Genomic DNA, 17,900 nt, shown 5'->3' on the forward strand with positions numbered 1-17,900 from the left:
CTCTACGACAGCAGTTCCTTGAAGATACCGTTCCCTGCCAAAAGTGACTCGTGTGTTCCGTCTTCCACCAATTGACCCGAGTCGAAGACGATAACGCGATCGAACATCGCCGCCATAGCCGGATTCGTCACGACCCATACAATTGCCGGCGAATGGCCGTCGCGTCTGGCTTCCTCGAGCACGTTTCGCAGCACCTTATCCTGCATACGCTGGTCGAGCGCCGACAGCGGCCGGTTGAGAATGAGAAAATCGGGACGCTTGAGCAGGGCCCGGGCAACGTCGAGCTTCTGTCGCTGTCCACCGGTCAGCCGCCTGCCGCCGGAGCCGACGTTGAAGTCCAGGCCGACATCCAGAAGTTCGGCATAGAGCCCCAGTTCGTCAAGAATGTCGTAGAGGATGGAGCGTATGCGGTCCGGCGCGTCGGGATGGTTGGTGCCCACACGCCCGAACAGGACATTATCCATGACGGTGGCCGCGGCAATGTATTTGGCAGGATCATACCGTTCGACCGCATTTTGCAGCTCGGGCGGCAGGTTTTCATAGAACCGGTTGCGTGCAGCGACGATCTTGCTCATCAGCTCGTCGCTCAGCAGGCCGAAGCGGTGCCGGGGCTCGATATAGGCAAAGCTCAAGGTGACGATCATGGCGCGATCGCTCTCCGAAACCGCCTCGTGGGGACGGTTCTTGAGCCGTTGCAGCAAGGTTTCGTAGGTGGGTATCTCCTCTGCGCTCATGAAGGCGAGCTGCTGGAAGAACTGGTGATCGGGCGGCAGGTCGGCAAACAGCTCGATCGCCTGTTTGGCGATCTCCATGCCCATTTCGTAGAGCGTGCTGTCAAGGCCGGCTTGCCTCAGCACGGAAACAAAATAGGGATTGGCCGCCAGGGCCTTGTCGGCCAGTTGGGGGCCGGCGGCAGCGCCGAAGAGCAGGTTTTGGCCGATTGTTGCTTCTTTGTTGTAGGCGCCCGGTTCGAAAGGAACCACCAGCCCGCTCAGTCCTTCGTGTTCCAGCCGGGTTCGCAGCGCCGCACGCAGTTCGACGATTCGCCTGGCAAGCTCCGTGTGACGCGTAAGGTCGGCAGAAGAGCGCAAGCCAAGATCCAGAATGTCGCGCGACAGAACAACGGCGTCGAGCACCCGGCGCACGGCTTCGAAGAGATCGTGCGGGCCAGCGGCGCCGGCAGAAGCATAGTTGATCCAGTCGCTGTGGATATCAAGATCCGGATTGCCCGACCGGCGCGCCTCCGCGATGTTCCAGCGGTGCTGGTCTGCTGCTGCACCGTCATAGGTCACCGATGTCAGCGGCGCATGTTTCAACCCGTAGAGCAGGTTATCGCGGAGGCTTGCCTGGAACAGGAAAACATCCGACGAGGCATAGGACATGCGGCGGCCGGTCACTGCTTCGGGGAGTTCAAGCAGGTCGTCGGCGCCCGAGGCGACCCTTCCGCTGTCCGGCCAGTTCAGGCGAGCGAAGGCTTCTGCAAGCGCCTCCGCTCCGCCTGTTGCGGTACTGACCAGCGCCACCGTCTCACCCGGCTTGACCTGGAGGGAGATACGGTTGAGGAGCATTGCACCGCCATCGTCTGCTATGGACAGACTGATCGCCGACAGGGGGTTGGTCATCGGATCGGGATCGTCGATCGTCAACGCCCCGATTCTTGGCGCGATGAGACCCTCGACGGTGAACTGTTCAACGACTTGCTGATATTTGACCTGGACATCCTGCCGATCCTGATCCCAGTCGATCAGTTCCTTCATCGGTCCGGGCAGGTCCTTGTAGGCGCCGATCACGGCCACGAGCTGGCCGACATCCAGCCGCCCCTGGATGACCAGGTACCCGCCGACCATGTAGAACAGAAAGGGCGTGACCTGCGCGAGAAAATTGTTGAGGAACTTCACCATGAATTTCCATTGGTAAAGATCGAAGCGGATCTTGAAGATGAGCCCGAGCCGGGCAGCTATGTCGGCGCGCTCGTAGTTTGATGTATCGTGGACGTGAACCGCGCCGATGCCGTCGACGATTTCGCCAACCCGGCCCGAAAGCGCGCGTGCCGTCAACTGCCGTTGGCGCCCGAGCACGATCAGTCGCCGCCGCATTCGCGGGATGAGAACGATCTGGATCGCCACGATCACGGCCGCTATCATTCCGAGCCAGAAGTTCTGGACCATAATGAACAGCATGGCCGTCAGCGCCTGACCGCCGAGCAGCACCGGCTGCAGGAAGGCATCGCCGATGAAGCCGCCCAGCGGCTCCACCTCGTCCTTCACCATGGTCGCCACTTCGGCGGATTTCACCCGCTTGAAGTAATTCGGCGGAAACCGCAGCACACGATCGACCAGATCGAAGCGGATACGCCGCAGCATGCGTTCGCCGAGGCGGCCCTTGTAGGTGTTGATGTAGAGTTTGAACAGGCCGTTGATGATGACTAGCAAGAGGAACACAAGGCTCAGGGCAAACAGCGTCTCCTTGCGGTCGAGCTCAAAACCGGAGAAGAACTGGATCTCTCCAATGAACGGCAGGTTATAGTGTAACCTCATGAATGGCTGGGTCGCGCCCGGTTGCTCGAAGCCGCCACCTTGGATCGGGCCGTTGACGATCAGCTTCGGCAGGTCGAAGGACATGAAATACGGGATCATCGAAAGCACGACGATCATCAATATCCAGAGCTGCTGCTTCTTGGTGTGCGTCCAGATATAGCGGGCTAGGCTGGGTTCCATATGCGACTGCGGACCCTTCAGTTGAAAGGATGCTGGATGTAAAAGCACCTGCTGGCGAATGGCGTATCGGCAATTTCTTCATCGCCAACGACAAGCTCGCAGCTGCAGTGGACGGAGATTGTCCTGCGCTCAAACAGTTCGCGGCTTCCGTAGGGTTTTGGCGGATAGCCGAGCAGCACGAGGCCACAGCTGCGCGGCTGGTGCTTGCGGATGGACGCCGATGGTCCGGACAGATGCAACAGGCTCTCTCCGGCACCGTGCAATAGCGAAGCGGCTTGCAGCATAATCACATCCGCGAATCAAACAGCCTTGCAGGAGGCAAGATTGCGTTGTGTCGCCCGAAATCCCAACATACAAGGCGAATATGATGGATGTCACGCAACCACGCAATGCCGGCATGGACTGGCACGAGCAAGCCTTGGACCTCACGCGGGGAATTGCTGCCTATGTCAACTGCCCTCTCGTGGCAGGGCTGGCGCGCGTCGTCACCAAGCATCCGAAGGCCGATATCGCCAACGCCTTCAACCACAAGCAGGTCGCCTGCAAGATGTGGGCGCTCGACAGGCTGTTCGAAAGCTGCGGCGGCCGGTTCGGGCGCATATGGGTTCTGGGTGGATGGTACGGCATATTGCCGGCAATGCTTTTCAACGACGCCCGCTTCGACATCGCGGCGGTCGATAGCTTCGACATTGATCCCGAAGTCGCGCCGGTCGCCCGGACCCTCAACCGGGAAGCCGGCGACCGGTTCCGCGCGCTGACGGCAGATATGTACGCACTCGACTATGCGGCCGGGCGGCCCGACCTGATAGTCAATACGAGCTGCGAACACATAGCCGATCTGCGCGCCTGGCTTGCTCTGCTTCCGCGGGGCACGAATGTACTGCTGCAATCGAACGATTATTTCAGCGAGCCGACGCACATTAACTGCGTGGCTTCACTTGCAGCCTTTGAAGCAATGGCGGCGCTACGGGAGGTGCGGTTCTCCGGCGAACTGCCGACAAAAAATTATACGCGCTTCATGCTGATTGGAACTGTTTGATGCATTTCGCCCAAAAGTGCGTAGCGGTTTTGGGACAACGACATGCATTGAAGCGCGTCGCACAAATCTCACCAGACGCGACGCGCGTCAGGGTCTATCGTCTGTTTGATTCATGAACCTTTCCGAAACCGGACCCCGCTTTTAGGGACCATGTTCGATACCGCTCGCGCAGGATTTGCGCCGAGTGACGCGCGCCTTCCAGATCGAGACGATGTGCGGATGGCGTCGGTCCCACAAGCGCCTGTTCGATCGCTTGCGCCAAACCTTCAGGCGTTAGGTCCTTTTCCATCAGCACCGTTGCAAGGCCGAGTTCTTCGAGCATCAGGGCGCGAACCGTCTGTTCGGTTTCCCCACCGGCTGCAAATGGAACGAGCAGGGAGCGACAACCCGCCCGCATGACATCGCAGACCGTGTTGTAACCCGCCTGCGAGACTGACAGGCGGGCGCCGGTTAGCAGGCTCGCGAAATCCTCGCGGAACCGGAAGATGGACAGGCCCGGCGTGGCATCGCGTGCGATCGCGTCAAACTCGTCTTTCGGCAGGTTTGGACCGGTGATTAAACACCATTTCCAACCGTTGTTGGCATTCCGCGCCGCTGCGATGGTGGTGCTGACAAGGCTCTTTCCGGCAGCCCCGCCGCCAACCGACACCAGAACGTCAAAGCGCTCGGAGGCCGCGGGCAATGGCGGCGCGGCAACGAGCCCTGTGTAAGTGACCTCGGCCTTGATCGCCCCAGCCATTGGAAATGTCTTGTCGATGGTTGCGAAAGCCGGATCGCCGTGGACCATGACAAGATCGAAATACCTGTTGATGAGATCGACGGTTTCCTCGTTTCGGCCCGGCTTGACGCGCTCCTGAAGGATATCACGGACGGACGTCGCCAGCAGCGGTCTGGGCGACGTCGCGTCGATGGCCTCGATCAGCGGCAAGAGTTCGAAACGCATCTGCCGGCGTCCAAATGGAAACGCTTCGACAATGACAATATCAGGCCTGCAATCCCGGAATGCCTGCAGCAGCATCTCTGAACGCCATTGCTTGAAATCATCATCGATGGGATTGCCCTGCAGGTCGACAAGTCCGGAAAATCCTTCATCACCGGAGGTGACAGGTGGCAGGGTTACAGATTTTACACCCGGTCCCGGAAACCCTGCGATCGGCGCTCCGCCGGTCACGACGGTTACGTCAAACCCGTCATCGACCAGAGCCGCCGCAATGCGGCTGGCGCGCGCGAGATGGCCAATACCGAGCAGGTGCTGGACATAGAAGAATGCGCGCAGTCGCTTCATTCGGCAGCCTGCCACCCCTGCTGGAACAGTTCCTTGAGCTGTCCAATGCTTGCCATATGATCGAAATTGCTTCGCACGCGCCGCTCGGCGGCCTCGCCGAGGCGGACGCGCAGCACGGGATCACGGATCAGGCGCTCCAGCGCCTGTGCGAGGGCAATTGGGCTTTCCGTCGGAACCAGCAGCCCGGTTTCATCTAGCGATAAAAGCTCCGGCACCCCGGAAATATCGGTCGACACGCAGGCAAGCCGCTGGCTAGCCGCCTCCACCAGAACATTCGGCAGACCGTCCCGGTCGCCATTTGCAGTGATCCTGCAGGCCAGGGCGAAGATGTCGGCGCGGCGGTAGTGTTCCAGCACCTCCTCCTGCGCAAGCGCGCCTTTCCAAGAGACTCGACCATCCAGTCCTAGCTTTTGCGCCAGCGCCTTGAACCGTTCCAGTTCCTCGCCGCCGCCGATATGCTCGAAACGCCACGCCAAATCACCAGGCAAGAGGGCAAGGGCCTCCAGTAACGTATCGTAACCTTTCTTTTCAACGGCGCGCCCGACACTCAGAACGACAACCGGTTCGTCCGGCGCCGAGCCGTCATGCTGTTTTCGCGCCTCGCCGAAACTGCCGAAGCGATCAAGGTCGAGCCCATGATAGCTCAGATGCACAGATGAGTTGCCGTTAGCGAGTTTTTTCAGACGGTCGAAGCCGGTTTTCGTGCAAGTGACCGTCCAGCGCGCCGAGGAAAGCTTGCCAGCCAGATCCCAGTCCGCCGAAGTCCAGATGTCCTTGGCATGGGCCGAGCAGCTCCAGGGCAGGCCACGAAGCTGGCTGGCATAGCGCGTCACCGATGCCGGCGTGTGCGCGAAATGTGCATGCAGCCAGCCCGCGTCTTCCGGCAATTCGGCCGCCAGCACGAGCGCTTGCCCGAAACGGCGCGCGCGATTGCGCGTAAAGTCGCGGGAGATATCGGTAGCCAGCGATCCGAGCGCGCGCCAGAAGCCCGGCCGCAGCACATAAGCAAACAGCGAGCGAACCACGCGCAGCGGCTCTTCATGCAGATATTCCGGCAGATAATGGACGGGCGCTTTGATCTCGTCATGCACGGGGTGGCGTTTTGAGTCGGTCGGCCGTCTGAGCGCGACGAGTATCAGTTCAAACCCCGCACGCTCCAGACCGAGCAGTTCCTGCGCGATGAAGGTTTCCGACAGCCGCGGATAGCCCTTCAGAACCACGACGATCTTGCGATGTTGCAACTCAGTTCATGCCTTCAATGACCGAAAGGTGACGGCCGGCCCGCCGGTCGAGCAGGTCCGCGACGATTTCGGAAATATGAGGCAGCCCTTCCAGCGTCAGATGCGGATTGCTTTGCGATGGGCGGGGCCGGTCCGGCAGCACCTTCAGTGCATTGGCAAACCGCTGGGAATCCTCGGCTTCTTCCGGCAAAAGCATCTCGATGAGGCCGAGTTCGGCTGCGCGCCGTGCGCGGATCAGTTGTTCCTCGCGGGGCTTGACGCGCGGCACGATCAGCGCCGGCTTGTCGAAAGATAGTATCTCGCAATAGGTGTTGTAACCGCCCATCGCCACTACCGCCTTGGCGCCGGCAATCAGGTCTTCCATGCGGTTGTCGAACTCGATCATCTTGATGCAGGGGATCTTGGACCCCTTCTTGAGCAGCTTGTTGCGCTTGCGCGCCGGCATGTAAGGCCCAAGCACGATCAGCGCCCTATGCTGCAATTGCGGATCCTGCTGATAGGCATCGATGACGTCGTGGATCAGTTCGGCGCCGTCACCGCCGCCACCGGTGGTAACGAGGATATAGTCACCCTCGGGCCGGTGGCCGGGCAACTCGTTCCGCTGCAGGCTCCGTTGCAGGAAACCGACGAACCTCATCTTTGCCCTGATAGCCGGCGGCACATCCAAGCCAGTCAACGGATCGTAGAAATCCGGCGGACCATAGGCCCAGACCTTGTCGTAGAACAGGCCTATCTTGCGCATCACATCCCTGTGTGCCCACTCCGCTTCGAGCAGACGCGGCGCGTCCATCACCTCGCGCAGGCCAAGCACGAGCGTGGTGCCCCGCGTCTTGAGGTAGGACAGCGTGTCCTCGATCTCACCGCGCAGGCCGAGCGGTTCCTTGTCGACGATGAAGATATTCGGCCGGAAGGTCTCGGCTGTGTGGCGGATGATCGACTGGCGCATCCTTAGCGTCTCATGCAGATCGATATCCTTTTCCAGCGAGGTGTATTCGCCGTTGCGCAACTTGATGACGCTGGGGATCTTCACGAAGTCGACACGGGCGCGGTAGTCGAAGGCGCCAGCGATAGTCGCACCTGAAATGATAAGCACCTGAAGTCCGCGGAAATCCTCGACCAGCGAATGCGCGATCGTCCGGCAGCGCTGCAAGTGGCCGAGCCCGAACGTGTCGTGGCTGTACATGAGAATTCGAGCGTTTTCTGCGTGCTGGGTCATTGTTGAACGTCTTTTCGAATTCTCGCCTTGAGGACCGTGACAAACCCGCAGGCTTCGAAACCATCCTGGTTTTGAAACATGAGGCCGCAATTTTCAATTTGTATTACTTCTGTGGAATACCTGTCAGATAGGCTTTCTGATTGCCAGAGTCCGAAACTAGATGGATTGGCGAATATCGCCTCGGCGGGAGCGGGCCGAGACTCCCTCTTGTTGTTTTGGGATGGATCGAGGGGGAAAGCGGTGTCCAAAAGATCAGCAGAAGTCATCCCTCTTGATTCCAATAAGCTCCGGTCTCTCCGAACGCCATTGGTTCCGGAGCGGTGAAGGCGAATTCCGCTATCCTGCCCATATAGCCAATTGCTTGATCGGCATACGAAAGGACAAGGTCGCCGGGCGCCGCACGGCGCATATTGTTGTAGAACTCATTTCGTACGCCATTGCTCTCGGTCTTGGGGGACCAAAGATGCTGCCCATCAATCTCTTGACGGGCGGTCTGATTATGATTCACCCACCAGAACTAAGCCATCTATCGCCCAGGCTAGCCGGAAATTCGGGAGGAATCGAGTGGAAGCCAGCGCTCACAACATACCGCCTGCAGTAGGGTGTGTGCAACACCGGTTGCTTGTCGATTGCGATGGCTTCTGGCTAATGCCTTAGCTGGGGCGGTGACGGTACTTTTCGAGACGGCTTGGGCGCAGCGTCGAACGCCGCAAGGTCCAAAAAAATCGGCCGATTGGTCCCGATAGTTGGTGAAACCTCAAAAAAATATCTTTTTGTGGCGATTTTCCCTTTAAAATCAAAAGCGTAAATTTTTGACGGTTCTGGTGTCGGACTTTGCAAGGTGATGATAGATAAAGTCACCACACTTATGCGCGGCCGCGCGACGATGTTAGGACAGCCGGCAGCGTGAGTTTTCGCTATCAACTTTGTGTTCCGCAGTTTCAGGACTGAAAACGAATGAGCCGATCATCTCCCTTATTTGCCAGCAGCCGGACGTCCAAACCTGGGCGGGTGGCAACGATCCTTCGTACCTTTTGCGGTTCAAGCAGGCTGAAAGCGGTTGAAAGCGCGTCGGCGCTGGTCGCGTCGGGTGCAATGACCGAAACGCTCCGATAGAACCCGGCTCCATGGCCGCTGCGCGGATCGAGCAAATGGCTGAAGCGGCCCGATTTGCCCATCAAGCCAGAGAAATCCTGAAAGCAGCGCAACAAGACCACCAAGCAAGCACAGAAGTGCCGGCATGGTCAGGACATTGTTGAACAGCGGAGGGTGGATAAGAACCGGCACGACCTGGAACAGCGCCCCGCACATCAGCAGGCTTAACCAGCCGATCGTCACGATATGCACGACGATAAGGGTCCGCGGAGACTCGACTGACGCGGACGGGTAGCCGTACCCGGCCGCCATCAGCCCCTCTGCCAGGAGGAGCGCGACAAGCGCTGCGGCGAAGTAGGACATGGTCCAGCGGGAAAGGGAGACGCCGGTCACCATAGTTCTCCTCTGTCAGGATCGCGCTGGATTTATGGGAAGACGCGTTCCACCAAACTGTTGGCGCAAGCTTATCGCTTCAACCGGAACGTTCTTTGCGCTGACGCAAGCAAATCCGTTTCCAAAAGCATTGGGATCGGTGGAGCCGGTTCGCTAATGGGCAATTGCGGTGTCGAGTTCGCTTATGACCCGTCCAAGCATGCTTGATCGCCAGACGCCGGCCGACATCGCGCTCTCGCCGCAAGACGTTACGCAAGTACCGACGCCGTGGCGGAAGGCTGGCGATTCCTTTTTCGCCGAACAGTCTGGTTTCTGTTTGCTGATCCGCAATGACGGGGGCGCTCCGGTGCCGGATGATGGTGTTCCAGGAGCGGATCGCAGCCATGAGACCGAAGTTTCACGATGACATGACGATGGACGCAATCATGCGCGAGTGGCCGGACACCATTCGCGTCGTTCTTGATCATGGATTGCTTTGTGTAGGCTGTCCCATCGCATCCTTTCACACGCCGGCGGACGCGGCCAAAGAGCATCAGGTGGACGAAACACGGCTCATCCACGATTTGGTCGATGCTATGAAGGGATAAGCAAGCAGGTCGCTTCAGCTCTTCTCCGCGCGTCCCTGCGCAAGCAGGAACAGGCGATGCGGTTCGACGATAGTCACTTTCTGGCGGCCGCTCTTGACCAGCCCCTTGTCTTCCCAGGAAGTGAGCAGACGGCTGACCGTATGAAGCGTCGTGCCGGTCATCTCCGCGATGTCCTGGCGTGAGATCGGAAAGTCGATGAGAATGCCTTCATCCGTGGTCTTTCCGGTCTGCTTGACGAGACGTAGCAACGCATGGGCAACGCGCTGTTCCACCTGCTCGGTAGCCATCTCGACGACCCGGCTGTGCGTGTCGTTAAGCCTGGTCCCCACCGTCTTGTAGGTGTTGGCGCCAAAATTTGGGAAAGCGGTTGCGAATTCCGACCAGAGGTTGCCCGGCCAGGCCAGCACCACGCAATCGACCGCTGCGATCGCGCTCGCCGGATAGGTGGATCGGCCCAATGCCTGGGCGATGCCCATCAATTCCCCCGGACTGATGTAGCGCACTATGACCTGCTGACCGTCCGGTGTCGTCTTCACCACGCGGACATGCCCTGCGATCAAGAGGAAGAAGGACTGGGCTTCGCCCTCTTGCTCGAAAACCGCCTCGTCCTTCGTTATCCGCAACGAACGGGCCCTCTGAAGGATGCGATCGAGATCCGCCGGAGCCACGCCCTGGAATGGAGACAGCCCAGCAATCAGCGAGCGGTCGAGGCGGCTCACGATGACTCCTCCTTCCATCGGGTGGAACTCAAAAGACTCGATGCGCGAATGCATCGCCACAATGTCACATGCGACCGAACGGCGACAAGCCGCCACCAGTGCGGCTTTTTCACGCCCTTCGGTTGTGCGAGTACGATCGGACGCGTGCCCCATGCCGGCATCGCGCGAGCTAAGCCGGTCCGGATCGACATGCATAAAACAAGAACTTAAAACGCGTTGTCCGGCAGCGCAAAGTGGTCGAGGCCGATTTGCCGGTAACCGGCTGCAACCAGCGTTTCGGCGATGGCCGATGCCTGCTCGCTGCGCTGTCTGACAAGGCGGCTTCGTCGATCATCCGCTGATGCTTCTTGAACGTCGGGACGGGCATAGCCGAAGACAGCGAGCCGATCCGGTTTCATTGCAACCGCTGCTGTCGCGGTATCCACACAGGACTGCGCGGTCTGGTGCGGGAGGCCGTAGATCAGATCGAAATTGATGCGGGCGACCCCATGGTGCCGCAGATTGTCGACGGCTTCGGCTGCCTGCCCCTCGCTTTGGATGCGGTTGACGGCCTTCTGCACCACCGGATCGAAGCTCTGCACGCCAAGACTTGCCCTGCCGACGCCGGCGGCGCCCAAGGCCTCGGCCATATCGGCCGTGAGCGTGCGGGGATCGATCTCGATGGCGATCGAAGCCGCTGCGGTGAACTCGAAGCGCTGGCGCAGGAGTTCCATCAGCGAGGCGAACTCCGCCGGCTCGATGATCGTTGGCGTGCCTCCGCCAAAATGGACCTCGCGGACCTGCAATCCTTTCGGTGCGCGGTCCGCGACGATGCGGATTTCCTCTCGCAGCGCGTCTAGATAATCGAGGATCGGCTGGTCCTTCCTCGGATGCCGGCGCCAACGACGCTGGGCGTACGAGGCCGGAACGCCCCAGGGCGTTGTGTCGATCGTTCGAGGAAGGGGGTGCGCGCGTGCGCCTTGATTTGCTGCCCGAGGGGCCCAAGCGCTCAGGGAACGACGGAATGCATAGCTGCACTCAGCGCAATCTTCGGGAAGCAGCGACTGGGAACGATACTTTCGTTCCTTCGGGGTGGCGCCCCGTTTACTGGACTTGATGACGACGCCGACGCATGTTTGGCCGCCCAAATGCGGATAGCCGGCCGGGTAAAAATTGTAACGAAATTTGCCGAAGCGACCCGAAATCCAAGAGCTACGAGGCGCTCGCGTGGATGCGCATACATTCGGGTACATTTCGATCGTACTCGGGCAAATCCCTGCGACAGGCGTGGCGTAAGTTTCAATCGTGAGCATGAAGCCTCGTCAAGGTGGCGAGACAGAAAGCCGACAGCGGTTTCGCAAGCGGGAGTCAATACCGCCCGAGGCGCCGGTTGGCGGGTCTGCTCATTCCAAGAAAGGAAAATACGATGAAGAAACTTGTAACGGCTTTCGCCCTTCTTGCCTTGTCGACAGGGGTCTCTATCGCTGCCAATCAAAATCCGGACCGCGACCCGACCCGCGGATTCGCTCCTGATGTCGACAGCAGCGAAATGACCTTGGATACCAGTCATACGGCTTCCTTGCCTCTGCCCGTGGTGGCCTCGCAAGAAGGGCAACCACAACCCGGCAAGGTCCATAAGGGTCGTGCACCATGGGCGGGCCGTTAATATACTGAACTTGCCCGATGCAAAAAATGTCCAGTCACCCTCCATGCAACGAGGGTGGTTGGACATGCGGCGCAAGAAAATCGTGCCGCCATCGATGAATCTCGCAGGTCGTTGAGTGTGCCGGCCGGACGCTACCGCGTGATGGCACCTTCCAGATAGACGATAATCGCTGCGCGCTGGGCGGCATTGGGAACGCCCACTGTCATCGACGTGCCCGGCACTGCCTGTCGCGGTGCCGTGAGAAAGGCATCAAGGGTGCCGCTCTCCCAGACTATGCCCGACTCCCGCAACGCCGCCGAATAGCGGCCACCCTCCACGCTGGCGGCCGTGCGGCCGATGACGCCCGACAGATGCGGGCCGACCCTGTTCTGGCCGGGCTCCAGGCTGTGGCAGGTGCCGCAGCGCTGCCGGAACAGCCGTTCCCCGTTTACCTGCTGCGCGGAAGCGGCGGCGGGCAACAGCAGGCAGGCGGCGGCCAAAAGCCTAGCCAGGAACACACGCGCTCGCGTGACAGACGTCGCCAGGGGTGCGGCCGCAACTCCGGCGGAAATGATGTGGCTGCCTGTCGTGGCTTGCGAACGGTTCATCGGATGATCTCTGCGGAAGGTTGGGGGGAGGGCTTTGCTGGTGGCCGGAAGCTCCGGGCAAGACCAGCCGCTCACCAGCGAGAGCGGCTGCCGGGCTAAGGAAGGTGCTGGGAGGATGCGGGTGGCGACTTGTCCTTCGTTGCCACGGCGATGATCGAACGGTGGCGTGGCAGCGCGTGAGCTCCGATCGCGGGTTTCGGTCAAACCGGCAAGGATCGCAGTCCGGTCGGAGGGTTCGTCTCAGGCACAGGCGCCGGGGCAACCTGCTTGGCCATGTCGATCAGCGGCAGCTTGATGACCGCGCGAAGGCCCTTGCTCCGGTTCTCGAGCACGATGTCGCCGCCGTGGTGGCGGGCGATGGCGCGGGCAATTGACAGGCCGAGCCCGACGCCGCCGGTCTCCCGGTTGCGCGACTGCTCCAGGCGGAAGAAGGGGGCGAACACCTGTTCCATATCGCCTGCCGGAATGCCGGATCCGGCGTCCTCGATCACGATGTCCAAGCTGTCGGCGCTCCTGACCAGGCTTACCTTGGCCTGCTCGCCGTAGCGGACGGCATTTTCGACGAGGTTGCGTATCGCCCGGCGCAGCGAGTCCGGGCGGCAGCGGTACAGCACCTTGGGCCCGTCGCTGACGGTGACGTTTTGGCCCAGCTCCGCGAGATCGTCGCAGAGGCTGCCGATCAGCGCCGAAAGATCGACGGTCCGCGTTTCTTCCACCGCGGCGTCCTCGCGCGCGAAGGCGAGCGCCGCTTCCGTCATCGTCTGGATTTCCTCTATGGTCTTCAGCATCTTTTCCTGGAGATCGTGATCCTGGACGAACTCCGCGCGCAGCCGCAGCGAGGTCAGCGGCGTGCGCAGGTCGTGGCTGATCGCCGCCAGCATGCGCGTGCGGTCCTCGACGAAGCGCTGCAGGCGCTCCTGCATGCGGTTGAATGCTTCGGCGGTCTGACGGATGTCGTCCGGCCCTGATTCCGGCAGCCGCGGCACGGCCTCGCCGCGGCCGAACAGTTCAGCGGCATTGGCGAGGCGTCGCAGCGGACGCGCGATGGCCCGCGCCCCGAAAATCGCTATGGCAGACAGGATAAGTGCGGTGAGCGCCAAGGATATCGCCGATTGCGTCGTCCAGAAGGCGTTCGGCATCGCCTTGGCGTAGGCGGCGTTCAGCCAGGTGCTATCGTCGAGGCGGACGGAAAGGCCCATGCCGTTTGGAGCGCCGTCCATGTAAAGAAACTTGGCCGGCCGTGAGAAGGGCCTGCCGTTGCCGGACAAATCCAGCATGCGCGGCGGCACGGAAGGGTCGGCGGCATCGACTGCGCTCGAAGCCTGTCCGTTCATATAGGCGGCATACTTGCCGGCAATCCCGGGCAGCGGCTTGGCGAGCTGGGTCAGGGCTTCCTGTTGCCAGGCGAGGGGATTGCTCGGTCCGTCGTCGGAGGTCCAGAAGCGCGTATAGGCCGTGCCGCTGACATTGAGGATGTCGGGCCGAAGCGAGGGCGGCGTCGTGTCCAGCAGAAGGGCAAGGGAGGACGTGCGGCTGACGAACTCGCCCTTGGCCGCCGCGTGCAGGGCCTGTCCGCGCTCGTCCCATGAGATCAGGAAGGTGATCGCCTGCGACAGGGCGAGCGCAAGCAGCACCAGCATGAGGAAGCGGGCCGCCAGGCTGCGTCTCCACAACAGCATCATGCCGGGGCCACCTCGGCGGTGAAGCAGTAGCCGCCGCCCCAGTGCGTCTTGATCAGCATCGGACTTTTCGGGTCCGCCTCGATCTTCTTGCGCAGCCGGCTCACCTGGTTGTCGACGGCCCGGTCGAAAGCGTCGGCGGTGCGCCCGACCGTGAGGTCGAGCAGTTGATCCCGGCTGAGCACGATCCCGACATGCTCGATGAAGGCGGTGAGAAGGCGGAATTCAGCCGTGCTGAGCGCGACCGCCACGCCGTCGAGCCCGACCAGCTCGCGGCGGCCGACATTCAGCGTCCAGCGGTCGAACCGCAGCGCGTTCGACTTGAGACGACCGCGCTGCGGCGGCAGGTTGTGGACGCGCCTGAGCACGGCCTTGATCCGCGCCAGCAATTCCCGCGGATTGAACGGCTTGGTCAGGTAATCATCGGCCCCGATCTCGAGGCCTACGATCCGGTCGATCTCCTCGGCCATGGCGGTAAGGAAGATGATCGGAATGTCGACCGTCCCGCGCACGTGCCGGCAGGCGGCAATGCCGTCCTCGCCAGGCATCATGATGTCGAGGACGATGAGATCGGGCAGGCTGCGGTCGAGCAGCCGCTTGAGCGCGGCCGTGCTGTCGGCAACGCTGACGCGATAACCCTGCTGGGTGAGATATTTCCCCACGAGATCGCGGATGTCCCTGTGGTCGTCCACGACCGCGATGTGCTGCGCCGCTTCCATGCAATGCTCCAAAGCCGCCGCCAGATAGTCGGCCAGTATCGACGATATCTAGTTTGCGTCTACACGGATGATCACCTTCCGCACCATGGCGGCAATCTCGCGCGGGATCAACAAAGCGTGAGAAGTGTAACGAAGTGTATCAGAGCGCTGTGCCTGCGACAGCTTGCGATGAACTACCGACCATCGGGACAAGGTTCTGCGACAGCTCCCGGCTAGCTTGGCCTCGTCGCTAACCGGGACTTCCGGTCTTTACCGCCAGGCCATGCCGCGCGGCATCCGGACGGCGGTCCTCGCCAGCCTTGTTCGAAAGGATTTGCACAATGGCCAGACTAACCATCAACGGCGCGCCACGTGATATCGAGGTCGATCCGGACACGCCGCTGCTGTGGGTGATCCGCGAGCAGATCGGGCTTACCGGGACGAAGTACGGCTGCGGGGTTGCTGCCTGCGGCGCCTGTACCGTCCATATAGACGGCGTCGCCACGCGCTCCTGCGTGCTTCCGGTGAGCGCGGTCGAGCCGAACCAGCAAATCACCACGATCGAGGGGCTTTCGCCGGACAGTTCGCATCCGGTCCAGCAGGCGTGGCTGGCGCTCGATGTGCCGCAATGCGGCTACTGCCAGGCCGGCATGATCATGGCTGCGGCGGGTCTGCTCATGCAGAACCCGAACCCCACGGACGAGGACATCAACGCCGAGATCACCAATATCTGCCGCTGCGGCACATATAACCGGGTGCGCGCCGCGATCAAGCTGGCCGCCAATAACGGCGAAGCCACGCAGCCCGGTTGAGGAGAACAATCATGAACGCCATAATTTCCATCTCCCGCCGCAGCTTCATCGTCGGCGTGGCCTCCACGGCCGGCGGCCTGTCGCTAGGCTTCAACCTGCCGTTCATCAAGGCGGCACTTGCCGAGGGCGCCGAGACGGCGCCCGAAATCAATGCCTGGGTGGTGATCAGGCCCGACGACACGGTGGTCATCCGCATCGCCCGCTCCGAGATGGGGCAGGGGACGCTGACCGGCCTGGCGCAACTCGTCGCCGAGGAGTTGAATTGCGATTGGTCCAAGGTCACGACCGAATATCCGTCGCCGACCCAGAACCTCGCGCGCGATCGCGTGTGGGGCAACTTCTCGACGGGGGGCAGCCGCGGCATCCGCGAGTCGCACGAATATGTGCGCATTGGTGGCGCCGTCGCGCGCGAGATGCTGATCGCCGCCGCGGCCGCCGAATGGGGTGTGCCGGCCGGCGAATGCACCGCTAGGATGGGCATGGTCACCCATGCAGCATCGGATCGCGCCACCTTTTATGGACAGTTGGCCGCTGCTGCCGCGCGGATGACGCCGCCCGCCAAAGTTACGCTGAAGGACCCGAAGGACTGGACCATAGCCGGCAAGCCGCTGCCGCGGCTCGACACCGCCGACAAGCTCAACGGCAGCCAGGTTTATGGCGTCGACCTCAAGCTGCCGAACATGCTCAACGCGGCCATCCGGGCCTGCCCGTATTTCGGCGGCAAGGTGGAGAGCTTCGACGCCGCGGCGGTGGCCGACATGCCCGGCGTGCGCACCGTCGTTCAGGTCGACGAGACCGCCGTTGCGGTTGTCGCCGATACGTGGTGGCGGGCGAAGACCGCTCTCGATGCCTTGCCGGTCGTCTGGGACGAAGGTCCCAACAGGCAGGTCACCAGCGCCTCGATCGCGGCGATGCTCGACGAGGGCCTCGGTGCAAATGACGCCTTCATCGGCGCCGAGCAGGGCGATGCCGCTTCTGCCCTGTCAGCCGCCGGCCGGACGATCACGGCGACCTACGCCTTCCCCTATCAGAACCACGCGACCATGGAGCCGATGAACGCGACGGCGCTCTACACGCCGGAGCGCTGCGAGGTGTGGGTGCCGACCCAGAATGGCGAAGCGAGCCTTGCGGCGGCGGCCGAGGCCGCCGGCCTGCCGGTGCAGCAATGCGAGGTGCACAAGATCCATCTCGGCGGCGGCTTCGGCCGGCGCGGCAACTTCCAGGACTATGTGCGTCAGGCGGTCAGCATTGCCAAGCAGGTGCCGGGAGCGCCCGTAAAGCTCATCTGGTCGCGCGAGGAGGACATGCTGCACGGCGCCTACCACCCGACCACGCGATGCCGGCTGACGGGCGCGCTCGACGCGGACGGCAACCTGACCGCTCTGCATATGCGCATTTCCGGCCAGTCGATCCTTGCGGCGGTACGGCCGGAAGGCATGCAGAACGGCATGGACCCGGTCGTCTTCCAGGGCCTCGTCCTCAGCGGCGCGGAAGGCACGCTGGGCTATACGGTGGACAATCTGCTTGTCGACCATGCCATGCGCAACCCGCCGATCCCACCAGGGTTCTGGCGTGGCGTGAACCTCAACCAGAACGCGCTCTACGTCGAGTGTTTCATGGACGAACTCGCCCATGCGGCCGGCGTCGACCCGCTCGCCTTCCGACGCAAGCTGATGGCCAACCATCCCAAGCACCTCGCCGTGCTGGAGGCGGTTGCCGAACGGATCGGCTGGGATACCCCGCCCGCGGCCGACGTTCACCGCGGCCTGGCGCAGATCATGGGCTTCGGCAGTTATGTGGCGGCGGCAGCGGAGGTATCGGTCACCGACGGGCAGCTCAGGATCCACCGCATCGTGGCGGCCACCGATCCGGGTCATGTCGTCAACCCCGCGCAAGTGGAGCGGCAGGTCGAAGGCTCTTTCGTCTACGGCCTTTCCGCCTGCATCTACGGCGAATGCACCGTCGATGGCGGCCGCATGGAGCAGGAGAATTTCGACAGCTACGAGGTCGTGCGCATGGCCGACATGCCGGAGGTGGAGACGATCATATTGCCGTCCGGCGGCTTCTGGGGCGGCGTCGGCGAGCCGACCATCGCGGTTGCAGCACCCGCCGTACTCAATGCGATCTTCGCCGCCACCGGAAAGCGCATCCGCATGCTGCCGCTGAAGAACCATGACCTCGCCTGAC

At 61.7% G+C, this 17,900-nt stretch carries 15 protein-coding genes and 1 pseudogene; 5 read left to right on the forward strand and 11 right to left on the reverse strand.

The window, feature by feature from the left end:
• Nucleotides 1-2 precede the first annotated feature (2 nt).
• Nucleotides 3-2,717 carry an ABC transporter ATP-binding protein gene (locus EJ066_RS14595; RefSeq protein ID WP_126038744.1) on the reverse strand — a complete coding sequence of 905 codons (2,715 nt, stop codon included), beginning with the start codon at nt 2,715-2,717 and terminating at the stop codon, nt 3-5.
• 17 nt (nt 2,718-2,734) lie between these two features.
• The gene (locus EJ066_RS14600) at nt 2,735-3,001 is read right to left on the reverse strand and encodes a hypothetical protein (protein ID WP_126038747.1); all 267 of its coding nucleotides are present in this window, start codon (nt 2,999-3,001) and stop codon (nt 2,735-2,737) included.
• 83 nt (nt 3,002-3,084) lie between these two features.
• Here EJ066_RS14600 and EJ066_RS14605 point away from each other — a divergent pair, with 83 nt between their 5' ends.
• Nucleotides 3,085-3,756: a class I SAM-dependent methyltransferase gene (locus tag EJ066_RS14605; RefSeq protein WP_126043887.1), complete on the forward strand. Its 672-nt coding sequence runs from the start codon at nt 3,085-3,087 to the stop codon at nt 3,754-3,756.
• 94 nt (nt 3,757-3,850) lie between these two features.
• Here the strand turns inward: EJ066_RS14605 and EJ066_RS14610 are convergent, their stop codons facing one another.
• The 4 genes from EJ066_RS14610 to EJ066_RS14630 all read right to left on the reverse strand — a co-directional run bounded on the left by EJ066_RS14610 (nt 3,851) and on the right by EJ066_RS14630 (nt 8,676).
• Nucleotides 3,851-5,041: a glycosyltransferase family protein gene (locus EJ066_RS14610; protein ID WP_126038752.1), complete on the reverse strand. Its 1,191-nt coding sequence runs from the start codon at nt 5,039-5,041 to the stop codon at nt 3,851-3,853.
• Nucleotides 5,038-6,282 (reverse strand): glycosyltransferase, encoded by a 1,245-nt coding sequence (locus EJ066_RS14615; RefSeq protein ID WP_126038757.1) that lies wholly within the window; start codon nt 6,280-6,282, stop codon nt 5,038-5,040. Before EJ066_RS14615 ends, EJ066_RS14610 begins: the two co-directional genes overlap by 4 nt.
• A 1-nt stretch (nt 6,283) precedes the next feature.
• The gene (locus EJ066_RS14620) at nt 6,284-7,498 is read right to left on the reverse strand and encodes a glycosyltransferase family protein (RefSeq protein WP_126038760.1); all 1,215 of its coding nucleotides are present in this window, start codon (nt 7,496-7,498) and stop codon (nt 6,284-6,286) included.
• A gap of 941 nt (nt 7,499-8,439) precedes the next feature.
• Nucleotides 8,440-8,676: an FAD:protein FMN transferase gene (locus EJ066_RS14630; RefSeq protein WP_126043888.1), complete on the reverse strand. Its 237-nt coding sequence runs from the start codon at nt 8,674-8,676 to the stop codon at nt 8,440-8,442.
• Between the two features lie 663 nt (nt 8,677-9,339).
• On the opposite strand from EJ066_RS14630, the gene EJ066_RS14635 reads away from it, so the two are divergent.
• Nucleotides 9,340-9,573 (forward strand): DUF1858 domain-containing protein, encoded by a 234-nt coding sequence (locus EJ066_RS14635; RefSeq protein ID WP_245455167.1) that lies wholly within the window; start codon nt 9,340-9,342, stop codon nt 9,571-9,573.
• Nucleotides 9,574-9,587: 14 nt separating this feature from the next.
• Here the strand turns inward: EJ066_RS14635 and EJ066_RS14640 are convergent, their stop codons facing one another.
• Together EJ066_RS14640 and EJ066_RS14645 are read right to left on the reverse strand one after the other, a co-directional pair.
• Nucleotides 9,588-10,292 (reverse strand): Crp/Fnr family transcriptional regulator, encoded by a 705-nt coding sequence (locus tag EJ066_RS14640; RefSeq protein WP_126043890.1) that lies wholly within the window; start codon nt 10,290-10,292, stop codon nt 9,588-9,590.
• Nucleotides 10,293-10,507: 215 nt separating this feature from the next.
• Nucleotides 10,508-11,143 (reverse strand): annotated as a pseudogene (locus EJ066_RS14645) (radical SAM protein); the annotation flags it as partial.
• 554 nt (nt 11,144-11,697) lie between these two features.
• Between EJ066_RS14645 and EJ066_RS14650 the strand changes: the two are divergent.
• The gene (locus EJ066_RS14650; protein WP_126038763.1) at nt 11,698-11,937 is read left to right on the forward strand and encodes a hypothetical protein; all 240 of its coding nucleotides are present in this window, start codon (nt 11,698-11,700) and stop codon (nt 11,935-11,937) included.
• A gap of 131 nt (nt 11,938-12,068) precedes the next feature.
• Here the strand turns inward: EJ066_RS14650 and EJ066_RS14655 are convergent, their stop codons facing one another.
• The 3 genes from EJ066_RS14655 to EJ066_RS14665 form a co-directional block, all read right to left on the reverse strand.
• Complete coding sequence (locus tag EJ066_RS14655; protein WP_126038766.1) at nt 12,069-12,524, reverse strand: c-type cytochrome; 456 nt, start codon at nt 12,522-12,524, stop codon at nt 12,069-12,071.
• Between the two features lie 200 nt (nt 12,525-12,724).
• The gene (locus EJ066_RS14660; protein WP_126038769.1) at nt 12,725-14,206 is read right to left on the reverse strand and encodes an ATP-binding protein; all 1,482 of its coding nucleotides are present in this window, start codon (nt 14,204-14,206) and stop codon (nt 12,725-12,727) included.
• Nucleotides 14,203-14,922 (reverse strand): response regulator, encoded by a 720-nt coding sequence (locus EJ066_RS14665; protein ID WP_126038773.1) that lies wholly within the window; start codon nt 14,920-14,922, stop codon nt 14,203-14,205. Before EJ066_RS14665 ends, EJ066_RS14660 begins: the two co-directional genes overlap by 4 nt.
• Nucleotides 14,923-15,242: 320 nt before the next feature.
• Between EJ066_RS14665 and EJ066_RS14670 the strand changes: the two genes are divergently transcribed.
• Entirely contained in the window at nt 15,243-15,713 is a 471-nt protein-coding gene (locus EJ066_RS14670) for a (2Fe-2S)-binding protein (RefSeq protein WP_126038776.1), read from the forward strand.
• Between the two features lie 11 nt (nt 15,714-15,724).
• Nucleotides 15,725-17,899: a molybdopterin cofactor-binding domain-containing protein gene (locus EJ066_RS14675; protein WP_126038779.1), complete on the forward strand. Its 2,175-nt coding sequence runs from the start codon at nt 15,725-15,727 to the stop codon at nt 17,897-17,899.
• Nucleotide 17,900 lies beyond the last annotated feature (1 nt).

It is taken from the genome of Mesorhizobium sp. M9A.F.Ca.ET.002.03.1.2 (genome assembly GCF_003952365.1).
In the GTDB taxonomy this organism is placed as follows: Bacteria; Pseudomonadota; Alphaproteobacteria; order Rhizobiales; family Rhizobiaceae; genus Mesorhizobium.

Bases quoted from the DNA above. Each gene is read 5' to 3' on its own strand.
- EJ066_RS14595 (WP_126038744.1), bottom strand. From the start codon at position 2,717: ATGGAACCCAGCCTAGCCCGCTATATCTGGACGCACACCAAGAAGCAG.
- EJ066_RS14600 (WP_126038747.1), bottom strand. From the start codon at position 3,001: ATGCTGCAAGCCGCTTCGCTATTGCACGGTGCCGGAGAGAGCCTGTTG.
- EJ066_RS14605 (WP_126043887.1), top strand. From the start codon at position 3,085: ATGGATGTCACGCAACCACGCAATGCCGGCATGGACTGGCACGAGCAA.
- EJ066_RS14610 (WP_126038752.1), bottom strand. From the start codon at position 5,041: ATGAAGCGACTGCGCGCATTCTTCTATGTCCAGCACCTGCTCGGTATT.
- EJ066_RS14620 (WP_126038760.1), bottom strand. From the start codon at position 7,498: ATGACCCAGCACGCAGAAAACGCTCGAATTCTCATGTACAGCCACGAC.
- EJ066_RS14630 (WP_126043888.1), bottom strand. From the start codon at position 8,676: ATGGGCAAATCGGGCCGCTTCAGCCATTTGCTCGATCCGCGCAGCGGC.
- EJ066_RS14635 (WP_245455167.1), top strand. From the start codon at position 9,340: ATGATGGTGTTCCAGGAGCGGATCGCAGCCATGAGACCGAAGTTTCAC.
- EJ066_RS14650 (WP_126038763.1), top strand. From the start codon at position 11,698: ATGAAGAAACTTGTAACGGCTTTCGCCCTTCTTGCCTTGTCGACAGGG.
- EJ066_RS14655 (WP_126038766.1), bottom strand. From the start codon at position 12,524: ATGAACCGTTCGCAAGCCACGACAGGCAGCCACATCATTTCCGCCGGA.
- EJ066_RS14660 (WP_126038769.1), bottom strand. From the start codon at position 14,206: ATGATGCTGTTGTGGAGACGCAGCCTGGCGGCCCGCTTCCTCATGCTG.
- EJ066_RS14665 (WP_126038773.1), bottom strand. From the start codon at position 14,922: ATGGAAGCGGCGCAGCACATCGCGGTCGTGGACGACCACAGGGACATC.
- EJ066_RS14670 (WP_126038776.1), top strand. From the start codon at position 15,243: ATGGCCAGACTAACCATCAACGGCGCGCCACGTGATATCGAGGTCGAT.
- EJ066_RS14675 (WP_126038779.1), top strand. From the start codon at position 15,725: ATGAACGCCATAATTTCCATCTCCCGCCGCAGCTTCATCGTCGGCGTG.